The organism is Echinicola pacifica DSM 19836 (assembly GCF_000373245.1).
GTDB classification, from domain to species: Bacteria; Bacteroidota; Bacteroidia; order Cytophagales; family Cyclobacteriaceae; genus Echinicola; species Echinicola pacifica.
Genome location: NZ_KB890755.1, coordinates 282,315 through 296,727 on the forward strand (window position 1 = coordinate 282,315; position 14,413 = coordinate 296,727).

Annotated in this window: 8 protein-coding genes; 4 read left to right on the forward strand and 4 right to left on the reverse strand. The window is 45.8% G+C overall.

Translation table 11 applies throughout. From position 1 onward, the window contains the following. Positions 1-23: 23 nt before the first annotated feature. From B050_RS0116940 to B050_RS0116960, 4 genes are all read left to right on the forward strand, one after another. Positions 24-3,551, forward strand: coding sequence for a TonB-dependent receptor (locus B050_RS0116940; protein WP_018475141.1), 3,528 nt, complete (start codon positions 24-26; stop codon positions 3,549-3,551). A 21-nt stretch (positions 3,552-3,572) separates the two neighbouring features. After that, on the forward strand, positions 3,573-5,324 hold the full coding sequence (locus tag B050_RS0116945) for a RagB/SusD family nutrient uptake outer membrane protein (RefSeq protein ID WP_018475142.1): 1,752 nt from the start codon (positions 3,573-3,575) through the stop codon (positions 5,322-5,324). A gap of 146 nt (positions 5,325-5,470) precedes the next feature. Next, a complete protein-coding gene (locus B050_RS0116955; RefSeq protein WP_018475144.1) occupies positions 5,471-6,283 on the forward strand; it encodes an endonuclease/exonuclease/phosphatase family protein in 813 nt (270 codons plus the stop codon). 261 nt (positions 6,284-6,544) lie between these two features. Beyond that, positions 6,545-7,081 (forward strand): hypothetical protein, encoded by a 537-nt coding sequence (locus B050_RS0116960; RefSeq protein ID WP_026235976.1) that lies wholly within the window; start codon positions 6,545-6,547, stop codon positions 7,079-7,081. A gap of 95 nt (positions 7,082-7,176) precedes the next feature. Here the strand turns inward: B050_RS0116960 and B050_RS0116965 are convergent, their stop codons facing one another. From B050_RS0116965 to B050_RS0116980, 4 genes are all read right to left on the reverse strand, one after another. After that, on the reverse strand, positions 7,177-8,847 hold the full coding sequence (locus tag B050_RS0116965; protein WP_018475146.1) for a RagB/SusD family nutrient uptake outer membrane protein: 1,671 nt from the start codon (positions 8,845-8,847) through the stop codon (positions 7,177-7,179). 12 nt (positions 8,848-8,859) lie between these two features. Beyond that, entirely contained in the window at positions 8,860-12,279 is a 3,420-nt protein-coding gene (locus B050_RS0116970; protein ID WP_026235977.1) for a SusC/RagA family TonB-linked outer membrane protein, read from the reverse strand. 205 nt (positions 12,280-12,484) lie between these two features. After that, positions 12,485-13,456, reverse strand: a complete 972-nt coding sequence (locus B050_RS0116975; RefSeq protein ID WP_018475148.1) for a FecR family protein — start codon at positions 13,454-13,456, stop codon at positions 12,485-12,487. 94 nt (positions 13,457-13,550) lie between these two features. After that, positions 13,551-14,111 carry an RNA polymerase sigma factor gene (locus B050_RS0116980; RefSeq protein WP_018475149.1) on the reverse strand — a complete coding sequence of 187 codons (561 nt, stop codon included), beginning with the start codon at positions 14,109-14,111 and terminating at the stop codon, positions 13,551-13,553. Positions 14,112-14,413 lie beyond the last annotated feature (302 nt).

The window sequence follows — 14,413 nt, forward strand, 5'->3', positions numbered from 1 at the left end:
AACCATCAAAACACATCAAATTTATGAAAAAAATCTTACATGCTATCCTTATGATCAGCAAATACGCCCTATTTGGCTTTTTATTCCAGCTGGTATTCTTCAACCTGCTGCATGCCGGTCCTAGTAAGGCCCAGGGCAATCTGGACCTTACCACAGTAATGATAAATCTCAAAGCCGAAAAAGCGCCGCTGGAGGAGCTTTTTGCTTTGATCAAAGACCAAACTGATTTCACCTTTATCTATGATGATAAACAGGTAAAAGTCAACGAAAAAGTCAGCATAGAAGCCGAAAACACCTCCCTCGAAGAGGTCCTGAAGACCCTGTCTAAGGATCACAGGTTGGCTTTTAAACAAGTCAATGACCGCATCAGCGTCAAGCCCATTCAGGGTGTCCACCTGGGCACCTCACTGATCAAGGAGATCACCGTTTCTGGAAAGATTACCGACGAAAATGGGGAGCCCATCCCTGGTGCGACCGTGGTGATCAAAGGCACCGGAACAGGCACAACCACCGATATCGATGGAGAATTTAAGCTGAGCGCCCCCGAAAATAGCGTCCTCGTATGCTCCTTTATGGGATATATAGCTCAAGAAAAAGCCATTGGAAACTCCACTACGCTGTCCATTATTCTTAAGGAAAAAATATCCGCCCTGAACGAGGTCGTAGTCGTGGGCTATGGCCAACAGAAAAAAATCAACCTTACCGGCGCCGTCAACCAGGTGGGAACCGAAGTGACTGAAAATAGACCTGCGCCCAACCTCACCAGGATGCTTCAGGGAACTCTTCCCAACCTAAACATAAAAATGGTGGATGGAAGTCCCACCCGATCAGCCTCCTTTAATATTCGTGGCGCCACCTCCATCGGTGCTGGCGGCGATGCACTGGTGCTGATAGACGGCGTGGAAGGCGACCCAAACCTCATAAACCCTAACGATGTGGAAAGTGTGACCATCCTAAAAGATGCCGCTTCCGCAGCTGTATATGGGTCCAGGGCCGCTTTTGGAGTGGTACTAATCACCACAAAGTCCGCCAAAGCGGGAGCCGCCAAGCTCAATGTAAATATCAGCCACTCCATCAATAAGCGAACCGTGGTGCCTGACCTAGTCAGCAATGGCTACGAGTGGGCCTCCAATTTTGATGAGGCGTTTTATGGTTGGTATGATTACAAAACCCATCCCATATCAGTCAATAGCGTATTCCCATTTTCACTGGAATACCTCGATCGACTAAAAGAGCATAACGAAACACCAGGCCTGCCTGATGTGGTATTCAATGAGAGCCTAGGACGCTATGAGTATTTTGGCAATAACGATTGGTTCGAAATTCTCCATAAAGACAATATCCCCTCCACCGAGGCTTCTATAAGTGCCTCCGGAGGAAATGATAAGGCGAAATATTATATCTCCGGTTTGTACTATCACCAAGATGGAATATTCAATTACTCCTCGGATAAGTTCGATAAATTCAATCTCCGCGCAAAAGGCGAAATCAATCTAAATGACTGGCTGGTGCTGGAGAATAATTTTGACCTAAGCACCTATACCTATGGCTATCCTCTATTGGCCAATGGAGATGGAAATATCTGGAGGTACCTGGCAGTACAGGGCTTCCCGATGGTCTCCCTTACCAATCCTGACGGCAGCTATTCGCAAAATGGCGTATATATGGGCGCCTCATTTCTGGAAGGCAACAGCCGCTCGGATCTTTCGAACTTTTTCGTTCGAAATACCCCTACCCTTACCGCCACCCCTTTTGGAGACCTGCTGACGCTGAAAGCTAATTTTACCTTCTCCAAAAAATTCATCAATGATACCCGGGTAAACAACTATGTCTATTATAGCAATTTCCCAGGTGATAATAACCGTTATGGCAATAGCCAACTCAGAGAATACACGACTGACAATACCTATTGGGGGTCCAATATCACTGCTCAGCTCAATAAAACTTTAAAGGAAGATCATAACCTGGGCTTATTATTAGGCTATAATATCGAAAGCTCCCTGACCGAAAACCTGAGCACCAGCAGAGATGGATTATTGGTGCCCGAAAAGCCGGATTATAACTTACTGGATGGCTTAAACTATACCATCAACGGCGGCGGTAGCGAATGGAAATACCTTGGCTTATTTTATAGGTTTAACTACAGCTATAAAAACAAATATTTGTTTGAGATGAATGGCAGGTATGATGGCTCCTCAAAATTCCCTGCCGAGGAAAGGTATGGATTCTTCCCGTCGGTATCTGCCGGATGGAATTTATCTGAAGAGGACTTCTTACAAAGCGCCAGCTCCTGGCTGGCAAACCTGAAACTTAGAGGGTCTTATGGCTCATTAGGAAATGGTAATGTCTCCCCTTATCGCTATATGGAGACCATGTCTGTGAATAAGTCAGGGGTAATCCTGGACGGTGTCCAGAGAGGCTATACCTCCATGCCTGGCGTCATTCCCAGCGGTCTGACCTGGGAGCGGGCCACCACCTTCAATATAGGGGTGGATGCTTCCTTCTTTGATGGACGATTTACAGTAAATTACGATTGGTATAATAGGATCACCACGGGGATGTTTACACAGGGACAGCCGCTTCCCAATGTATTTGGTGCCACAGAGCCATTCGGCAATTTCGCCGATCTATCCACCAAAGGATGGGAATTTACACTTGAGTACAAAAACCAAACGACCCTAGCCAATAAGCCCTTTTCTTATGGCATCAAAGGAGCTCTGTGGGACTCCAAAGCCACAATCACCAAATTCAACAATCCTGAAAAAATCCTCGGCGCCTACTATATAGGGCAGACCGTGGGTGAGATCTGGGGCTATGAAACCGAAGGACTCTTCGTCTCTGAGGAAGAGGTGCTAAATCATGCCGATCAAGACTTCATCAGAAATTCCAATGGTAGCATCTGGCTTCCCGGCGACATCAAGTTCAAGGACCTAAACGGTGATGGCATTATAAATAGCGGTGACAATACAGTCGATAATCCCGGCGATCGCAAGATTATCGGTAATAATGCCGCCAGGTATCAGTTTGGGTTTACCCTAAATGCCAACTGGAACAATTTCGGCCTATCGGCATTCTTCCAGGGGATAGCCAAACGGGACTGGTATTTTGCCCCTGAGGCAGATTTATTCTGGGGACCTTATAATCGCCCCTATGGCTTCCAGCCGGCCATGATGATGGATGACTACTGGACCGAAGAAAACCCTGATGCCTATTTCCCAAGACTTAGAGGATACACTGCTCTGCGTACCGATCGCTCGCTTGGCGCACCACAGACACGATACCTGCAAGATGCCAGTTATATCAGGTTAAAGAATATCACCATTGATTACTCCCTGCCTCAGCAGTGGGTGAGCAAAATCGGGATGCAAAACGCCAAGATCTTCTTTACTGGCCAGAATCTATGGACACGATCCGGCTTACATAAGCACACCAATAATTTTGACCCGGAGATTATCGAAAATCCACTTGGGGACATGACGAATGGCTATGGTCAAGGCGATGCCTACCCCATGTTGAAATCCTATACCCTAGGCGTTAATCTATCCTTCTAATTCCTAAAATTAAGAATCGAAATGAAAAATATATTGAAAATAATCGGCACCTCCCTCGCCATATTACCCCTGCTAGTATCCTGTGAGCAGTTTCTGGAAACCGAACCGGTGGACAAGCTCGTCCCTTCCACCTTCTTTCAGACCAGCAAGGATCTGGAACTTTATACCAATTCCTTTTATCAAAGACAGCTTCCCTCAGGGCTGGGCGTCGTACAAAGTGATGAAATGGGGGAATTCACCTCCAAGAACCAATCTAACAATTTCATCGCTGGGGCCTATTCCTCGGTGGATGAGCCGGCATGGAGCTGGTCTGACCTACGGAATATTAATTATTTCCTCGAAAATTTTGACAATGAAGCCATTCCACAGGAAGACCGTGATCATTTCGAGGGGATTGCACGTTTCTTTAGAGCTTATTTTTATTATGATAAGGTAAAAACTTACGGGGATGTCCCTTGGTACTCCACCACCCTCGCCACGGATAATGTAGACCTTTACAAAGCGCGCGATCCACGGACGCTGGTGATGGACTCCGTGCTTGCGGATTTGGACTTTGCGGTGGACAATATCAAGGACACCAAGGACAATTCCAGCTCCCTGGTCACCCGACAGGTGGCTTTGGGCTTTAAATCTCGGCTGTGCTTATTTGAAGGAACCTTCCGAAAGTATCATCCCGAACTGGGGCTTACAGGCAGCGCTGAGGACTTTCTACGAGAAGCGGCGGAAGCCGCAAAGACAATAATCGACGAGGGGAAGTACCAACTGTATAATAATGGGGATCCAGCCACCGACTATCGGGACCTATTCACCAGTGAAAACCCCATCAGTCAGGAAGTGATGTGGGCCGTGGTCTATAACAATGCCCTAATGAAATGGCATAATATCACTTGGAAGTTCAACAGTGCCACCTATGGCAATCGCTGGGGGCTCAATAAGCAATTTGTAAATACCTACCTGATGCAAGATGGCAGCAGATTTACAGATCTTGCTGGCTATGACACCATACAATTTAAGCGTGAAATGGCGAATCGGGATCTCCGACTTGCGCAGACCGTCCGCTCCCTAGGATATACACGCGAGGATGGAAGTCCTGCTCCTCCAAACTTCGGATATACCTTTACCGGATACCATCTGCTGAAATTCAGCCTGGATGATAGCAGGCTGGATGGAATCTCTGAGTCCTATAACTCCATCTCCCTGATCCGCTATGCAGAGATTCTGCTGAACTATGCCGAGGCAAAGGCTGAACTTGGGGAATTTGACCAGGCCATTTGGGATCAGACAATAGCCCTACTCCGTGAGAGGGCAGGCACCAACCCTCTAGCGCCTACCGTGCTGGATGAGTACCTCCAGGAAGCCTATTTTCCAGAAATCTCTGACCTCTATTTATTGGAAATACGAAGAGAAAGAGGCATAGAGCTATGCTATGAAGGCTTACGATATGATGACTTACTAAGATGGAAAAAAGGTCCTCTGATGGAAATGCCCTGGCAGGGAATATATGTACCCGCCCTTAATGAACCCATGGACCTGGATGGAAATGACAGTCCCGATGTGGCTTTCGTCGCGACCGTTCCTTCTCAGAAAATCGATGGGGTGATCTATTTTGTGGTAGATGGGACCTCCTCCATTCTTAGCGAAGGAGATAAAGGCCATATCATCTGGAGAGCAAATGAAGACCGGGAGTTTCCTGATAAAAAATACCTCCACCCTATCTCTAACACAGATATGGTGCTCAATCCTAACTTAACCCAAAATCCGGGTTGGGAATAATTATTTATTAGCAATTCTACCTAAAGGATATTGTCCTGGCTATCTTTACTAGCCTTCGGCAATATCCTTTTTTATTATACCCAAAAAAATTTCACTCCAAAAACCATTATTAACAAACAGCTTAATTATAATAAACCACTTAATTAATGAATCATTTAATTAATACACTTTTTACAGGATTTAGATTAAAACTGAGGATAACCCTCTATTTATTACTTGTAGTCGGCCCTAGCCTTATGGCCCAGGATATAGGGATTATAAGCTATAATATCCATCATGGAGCAGACCTCAACGGGAAGTCCCGGTTAGGGGAAATGGCAGAATTTATATCCAGCCAGAAGGCACAGCTTGTGGGCTTGCAAGAGGTGGATAGTGTCTGCCTGCGATCCGGCATGGTGGACCAGCTCCAGCAGATTGCAAAACATACGGATATGCATTATGCTTTTGCTAGGCATTTTGCTTATGATGGCGGAGCCTATGGCTTGGGCATACTCTCCAGCTATCCGCTGGAAAATATAAAAAACGATCGCATCCTGAGCATTCGAGCCAATGGGGAGAAATCCACATTAGCATTACTATCTGCTGAAATCACCTTATCAACTGGTAAAAAAGTGAGATTTGCGACGGTGCACTTAGCCTTGGACCAGCCCACTAGAATCGTGCAAATCCAGCAAATCATCGAGCTGCTTGGGGATGATCTTCCTCTTATTTTGACGGGGGATCTCAATACCGAACCAGATACGGAAGAGATAAAACTGCTGGAAACGAAGTATCTTTTGACCCATTCTAAGGATCAATTTACCTTTCCTGTGCATAGCCCAACAAAAAAAATCGACTTTATTTTACTTAGCCATTCAGATTTTGAGCAGTCCTCAGCACCCCTGGTTTTTGATCAAATTAGCTACTCTGACCATCTACCTTTGAGGTCCACAGTCCGGTTAAAGCCTACTTTCCCCTAAATAGCTCCTTCAGCAAAGGAGTGAGCATCAGGGCTTGCAGCTTGTATCCCACTTAAGGTCAGACGCTAAAGTCATCACCTTTCCGGATTTTCTTTTCTTTTAATTTGATTTATTTTTAGTATGTTTAATATTATTCATTAAACAAAAATAAATTTTTAACTCTATTAAACCAGGTAAAACGGAAGCCTCCACTTATACATTTTCTTAAAAAAAGGAAACAGAAAACCTGGTTTAATAAAATTAATCAATCATTTAATCCGTATGAAGAAACCTACTTTATTTACCAGTCTATTAAGCCTTGTCTTAGTAAGTTCAATTTTATTTTCATGCAGTTCTAGCGATGAGGAAAAACCCAAGGACAATGCGTCCATTGTGGGGACCTGGGAACTCGTCGATGTGGGCTATTCGGCAATAACAACGTATGTCGATATGAATGAATCGGAATCCAGCTCCTATTCTGGTGTGGGTACCCGATTAGAGTATGAAATCACCTTCACCGAAAACCCTAATACCTATGAGGCTATGGGGAATTATGACATATTGTTATCCTATGAGTTTGATGGGCAGCCAATAGAAGTATCGGTTACCATCACGGACTTTTGGAAAGCAGGAGAGTATGAGATCGATGGGAATATGATTTCAGTACAAAGTCCTAATATGACTAATGAGAAATGTTTCATCTCTTCATTGACGGACACCAAATTAGAATTAGACTTTGTAGGGACCATCTCCAATACCGTAGATGAAGTTACAGTTAGCACCGTCCTTGGTGCCCATTTCATTTTCACCAAAAAATAAGAAAAGGCCTCAAACTTCCCGGGATCATAGCTTAAGAAGCCGGAAGTTTGAGGCCTAATTTTTCACTTTCTCTAATGGAGAATTTCCCTTATTGATTACTGATAATTAGGGTTTTGCTCCACCAAATCAGGGCCCATCATATCCACAAAACTCTGTGGTATGGGGAAATATTCATTTTTATTAGCCTGAAAGCTCGCATTCACCAAATGGGAACGGAGCAATTTTTCTGAGGCAAAATAGCTATTCATCGTCTCCGCAGCGACACCCCATCTTACGAGGTCAAAGAAGCGGTGACCTTCCATGGCCAATTCCAATCGTCTCTCGAGTCTCACCAATTGACGGGCCTGATCGGCCACGGTCCATGGGGTCTCATAGCTGGCTAAGCGATAGTTGTCTGCTGGCGTATCTCCACCCAAGGTGGTGACCACCTGACTATTAGCCGCTCTATCGCGCACCAGATTGACGGTGGCTCTAGCTCCTTCCAGGTCTCCTAGCTCCACCTGCGCCTCAGCCTTCCACAGCAGCAAGTCTGCATACCTGATGATATAATAATTGAGGGCATTGACATAGGGCCAGGTGGGTACTTGAAGTGGATTATTGACCGAAACGATGCGTTTTTTTGGTCCGTAAGGGCCGTAAGTCGCCTGATCTCTCGCCCAGCTAGCTTCATAGATCACGTCCAGATCCAGATAAGGAATCCCCGGCCGACCAATCGTATGGTCCAAACGCGGGTCAAGAAAATCTCCCATCGCTAAGTTTCCATCATTTGCCGGCAAGCCAGCAGCATTCGTTTCAAAGTCATTCACCAGATTCTGACTAGGACGGTGGAAGCCATATTGGGAATAGAATGGCCCACCTGGCGCGGAAAGTCGATCCCCAATGCTTCCATTATAATTACTGGCCTGGCCATCATTTACCGAGTGCTGGACGGCAAAGATGATCTCAGCGCTATTGTCATTTTCTGGCAAGAAAACATCCCTAAAATTGGGCATCAAGGCATATTTCCCTGAGGCGATCACCTCATTTGCCGCATCCAAAGCTTGTTGCCATTTTTGCTGATAGGCATACGTTTTGGCGAGATAGGCACTTGCCGTGTACTTATTTGGTCGGCCGGCATCCTCCTGATCGGCAGGAAGCTGGTCATAAGCGGCCTGAAAATCAGCCTCGATTTTCCCCCAAAGTTCTGCATCGGTCAAATCTTTATTTCCCACATAATAATCCTCCACTTCCACGGCAGATTCATCTATAAAGGGCACATTATTGTAAATTTTCTTGAGCTCAAAATAATAATGACCACGCAGAAATCTCAATTCACCCTCACGGAGCTGCTTTAAATCATCCGCAATCACCTCACTGGACATCAGGAGGTGGAGCGCGTAGTTGGTTCTCTTCACCCCTTCATATAAAGCGAGCCATTTACGGCTGACGTCCGTGATGGTGGGATTGGTATTGAATATCTCCATTTGATGGATCTGGTTTTGATCACCAGTTCCGCCGCCACCTTTATAGGCATCATCGGAGATGGCATCGCCAAAACTCCAGTTGGAAGCGGGGGAATTGAAAGCGCTGGAAGCTCCGTCAAACTGCCCGTTGAGAATGCTATAAGAGGCGATAATGGCTCGCTCGATATTCTCGGGCTTGCTCATTTCGGCTGGCGGCACTTCACCATAAGGCACTTCTTCCAGGTAATCGCTGCAGGAAGTGGTGCCAATTAATATTCCCGAGAGGGCCAATACAACACTGTATTTTATATTAGTAAATTTCATGATTTTCGGCTGTTAAAATTTGACATTAAAACCAAGGGTGATGGTACGTGAAGGAGGATAAATCCCTCTATCCACCCCAATATCCAGGTTTCGATTGCTGGAGGAATAGTTTTGCAGGCCTATTTCCGGTGTCATCCCAGAATAACTGGTCAGGGTAAAAACATTGGAAGCCTGGCCATATACTCGCAGCTCCACCCCGGGGATCATATCCTGATAGAAGGTATATCCCAGCTGCAGGTTATTCAATTTGAAATAACTGCCATCTTCCACATAATAAGAGGAAGGACGGATATTGTCATTTTCATCATCCAAGGACAGGCGCGGGATATCGGTATTGGTATGCTGTGGAGTCCAGGCATTCAGCACCTCATTGGATTTATTATAAGCGGATTGGTTAAAGAACTCTGTTTTGTACTTGGTCAAATTATAGATATCCTGACCAAAGACGCCATTGAAAAACAAGCCTAGGTCGAAGCCTTTATAATAGAAATTGGTATTGAACCCAATAATGACTTTTGGATGCGGCGAGCCGATAATCGTCCGATCATTTGCATCCAGGACCCCATCTTCATTGATATCCTTAAACTGCAAGTCACCCGGCTGGGCATTTGGCTGCACAGCGTGAGCATCTATCTGCTCCTGAGTCTGGAAGATCCCCAGGGACTCATAGCCATAGAAAGTGCCAATAGGCTGTCCAGGAAGTGTTCTGGATACTTCCTGACCAAAATTCACACTGTGAAGCGATGAACTTGGGATGCTCAGGTAATCCACATTGTCATTAAGGCTAAGCAGCTTATTTCTATAGAAGGAATAATTAAGACCCAAGGTGTAATATACCTCACCAGCATTGCCATTATACTTGGTGCCCAGCTCAAAACCACGGTTTCTCATCTTGCCACCATTGATCCAGACGCCGTCATTGGTACCTCCATAAGTCATAGGAATGGGGGCATAAATCAGCAGGTCATCGGTCACCTTATTGAAATAATCCAAGGTCACCTGGAGCTTCTCGTCAAACATGCTAAGATCCACCCCGACGCCAGACTGCGTGGTCACCTCCCAGTTGAGCTCGCCATTGGCCACTCTGGTTTCCACCAGGCCTATGCCCACACTTTCTTGACTGCCATCGATGGCGTAGTTGGAGTAGGTAATATTATTCTGAAAACTAGCTAATGTCGAATAAGAAGGTACCTGCTGGTTTCCTGCTTGTCCCCAGCTAACGCGGAGCTTAAGCTCATCGACCTTGCCTCCAAAATCAACAAAATCCTCATTGCTGATTCTCCATCCGCCGCTGAAAGCCGGGAATACATCCCACTTATTATTGGCGAGCCTGGAGGTACCGTCATTCCTTACGGTAGCAGAGATCAGGTATTTCTCCTTCCAGTTATAATTCACCTTCCCAAAGAAGCTCAGTAAGCTCCATTTGCTGGCAGAGCCAGAATTTTGCTGATCTTCCGTGCCATAATTAAGGTAATGGAAGTTATCATCTTCATATAAGAAGTCCTTGCGGGAAGCTCCTTTAGCCTCATAGTAGTTTTCGATATTTTCCTGCCCCAATAGCACATCCAGGACCCCATCGCCAAGGGTTCTATTATAAGTAAGGGTATTGGTCCAGGCCAGCTGATAGTAGAATGAATTATTATCTGAAAGGCTGTTTACCGCATTCTGAGCCAAAATCTCATCATATACCGGGGAGAATGAGCGCTGGAAATAGCTTTCATAATCTAAGCCGAGATTGGTACGGAAAGTCAAGCCTTCGGCCAAATCTGCCGCAGCAAAGACATTACCCAGAATTTTGATTCTATTTTTGGTATTATCCTTTTGGCGATAGAGCTTACCCAGAGGGTTGCTGATATCATTGAGAGGATTGCCTCCAAAATTCCCGTTGAGGTCCTTCACCGGAACTATAGATGGAAACTGAAAGGCATCATAGACAATGCTTCCTAGCGAACTATTCGTTGCCACATCATTGGTTTTGGTAAGGGAGGCGTTGAAATTCTGGCCTACCTGAAGGAAGTTTTTTACTTTGAAATCAGAATTGAACCGTGCCGAATACCTTTCGAAGCCCGTGTATTTAATGATCCCTTCCTTATTGAAATAGCCTAAGCTAAGCACATGAGAGCCTTGATCGCTGCCCTTGGCTAAGGACACATTATAAGACTGAATCGGAGCCGCTTGGAAGATCTCATTTACCCAGTCCACATCTGCGGAAGGGATGGTCTGATCCGCATCCAAAAAGGCGGGGATCACTGCTCCTGATGGATCAGAGCCATACACATCACTGGCAGGAGTCTTGCCATCATTTTCGAAGGCCTGCCATAGCATATCTCCATATCCCTGAGCTGATAGCATCTGAGGAAGGTTATACGCCTGTTGCACCCCTGCATACGCATCAAAGGTTATTTGCGCTTCTTCGGTTTTTCCTTTTTTGGTGGTGATGATTACCACTCCATTAGCAGCTCTGGATCCATAGATAGAGGAGGCGGCTGCATCTTTCAGCACCTGCAGGGATTCGATATCCTGTGGGTTGATGGTGTTTAGGCCATTGGTGACCGGAGTCCCATCCACGATATACAGCGGGTCATTATTATTGACTGTTCCAAATCCTCTAATCCGCACGGTGACATTGCCACCAGGACCATTATCAGACATCACCTGCACGCCGGTGGCACGTCCCGCCAGCATGGATTCCACACTTGCTGTAGGCAAGGATTTCATCTCTTCGACATTTACGACGGCCACAGAGCCAGTAAGGTCTTTCTTCTTTTGGCTGTCGTATCCCAGGACCACCACTTCCTCCAGCAATCCTTCTTCCTCCTTCAGGTGTATAGTAAGGCTGGATTGGTTGCCGAGGCTTATGGCCTTGGTTTCATAGCCCAAAAAGGACACCTGCAGCACGCTGGCCTCATCAGGTACTACCAGGGAAAAGTTTCCATCCAAATCTGTGACGGTGCCTTTACTGGTACCTTTCACCAATATACTTGCACCAATTACTGGGCTATTGGTTTTGGCATCAAGGACCTTACCCGAAATGGTTCTCTCCTCTGCGGCTAGGGCCTGATCCATACTTTGAGGAATGGCCACCTCCGTTACGTAGATATTCTGTTCTACTCTTCTAAATTCAAAATCACTTTGCTCGGTAAGGGCTTTGAGCACCTCACGCAAATTACCGTTCATCGATAGGGAAATCCTGTTCCCGCTCTTGAGTACTGCCTGATTATAGGCAAACTCAAAGTCCGTTTGCTGCTCCAGGAGGCTAAAAACCTCATCCAGAGACACTTTATCCACCTCTAAGCTGACCAGGTAGCTGGACAGATCCTGGCTATTGGATGGATTGGCAAGGAGCACCTGCATGCAAAGCAGCTGCACCACCACGATCCGAAGGGCGTATTTACTGATAAGCACTATTGGTTTACGTAAATTAATTTTCATATTTTTAAACGTTTAATTTTAAACAACACCGGAGAATAGCCCGGGCAGAGTCGGGATGTTGCAGCATCTCGACCTCTTTATTTTAGGGTGTTTTCCTGAATTTTTAAAGCTGATTTCTAGGCTGTTTCGAAGCTGTCTATCCATGATAGACCCTCCCCTGCCTTTTCAGGATTAAGCAATTTCATATTTCACATAGGCTGCATGTTTATGGATTATTACATGAATTAAAGTGTATTTTGATCTGTCCAGCTTCATTTTCCCGATAGTCAAAATCAACCAGCAGCTTGAGGCCAGAGAGAATAAAGTGTATCCCGCTGTTTTCGTAGCTTACTTTGATCAGACAGTCTTGCTGCACAGTATAGTTTTCGAGTATAATATCCCGGTGGTAATAATCACGAAGTCGCTGCACCACCTCATCAAAGGGCAGTTTGTCAAAAATTATCTTAGAGGCTTTCCAGCCACTGACCCTTGCTGCGTCCACCTGCTGAATAGCTAAAGGCCGATTTCCTGGAGTAAGCACGGCCGCTTGATCGGGCTGCAGCCTCACGGTTTCCTCCCGCTTTTCCCGCTTGGTCACCTCCACCAATCCCGTGGATACCGTCACCATTTCCGAGAAGTCTCCATAAGCCTGCACATTAAAGCTAGTACCCAATACACGGGTCTCCAGCTGAGGGGAGCTCACAGTAAAAGGCCTGTCCTCCTCCCTATGCACCTCAAAAAATGCCTCGCCCCTCAAGGTAACCTTTCGTCCTGCCGACGGAAACTTCTCTGGATATTCCAACTGAGAATTTACATTGAGGATGACCAGGGTCCCATCGGGCAGGCTGAGCCGCTTGCGCTGCTCACCATTGGTCTGCTGAACTACCATGAGCGGCTCTGCAGAGGGCTGCTCTACCAGCTGCGCTAGAAAAGCACCCAAGCCTACCAGCAAAAGTATGGCGGCCACCTTCCACCAGTGGCTATAAAGGTACGTCCGCTGGCTCCCTGCGATCATCTTCGCATCCAGCCCCGCCTTAATCCGATCTCTTACCTCCTTCTGATTCCCTGCGGTCCAGACAAAGGCTGCTTGCTGCTCATGGAGGGCCTGCCATTGGCTATCGATTTGCTCATCCTCCGCTGGACTGGTTTTTCCCGCTTCCTGCTTTTGTAGTAATTTTATAAATTCAGCCTTGTCCATCCTTTACTTCCTGATCATTTATCAGACAGTACCCTCAGACAGCAGAACTACCTATACCGAATTTAAGGTTTAACAAAAGGGTAACTTAAACGATTTAGAGGTAAAGAAAAATTAATATTAGACTATAAAATTTTTGCAAATCTCCCCTCAGCGCTTTCATGGCTTTGTGCAACTGGTGCTCCACCGTTCTTGGGGAAATATTGAGGCGAAGGGCGATTTCCCTTGCCGTAAAGCCCTCTTTTTTATTCAAATGAAAAACCTCCCGACACCGGGGAGAAAGCCGTTGGATACTCTCTTCAAGTTGCTCATACAATAAATCCCTGTCTTGAAGCTCTTCTTCCTTCTCTTCTAATACTACTGGATTCTCCTCCGGCCAGGCTACCAGCCATTTGTTATTCCGTAAGGAATTAGCAACCTGAAACTTAACTGCTCTAAAAAAATACCCCGAAATATGGGTGATTGGTTGACCCTGCCTTTTTTGCCAAAAGGATAAAAACACCTCCTGAACCACATCTTCTGCCTGAGCACGGTCCTGTAATAGCCGATAAGCATATTCAAACAATCGCTTCCAATAGCGATCAAAAAGCATATTGAAGGCTTTTCGCTCTGACAACCTGATTTGCTGATATAATTCCTCGTCGCTAAATTGATCCATGTCCCAATAGAGTATGGCCCAAAAAAAATCAATTAACCCTTAATAAGCCAAAACATCAGGTTAACCTTTGATTAAGTCCATTTGGATCCTGTCGTCGCCAAATATACTATAGCCATAAAATCCTGCCTGCCAAAATCCGAAGTGCGGATCATTCCACTTTAGGATTGAATCAGCTGGTTACCACCCTATCCTTCCCATAAGCTTCCGCTTCTCACGTAGTATTGGACCAGAAATACTGATTTACCAGCTGCAAAATCAGGTTCAGTTAGACTTAGGATATAGTAGTATAGACCTAGAAGTAT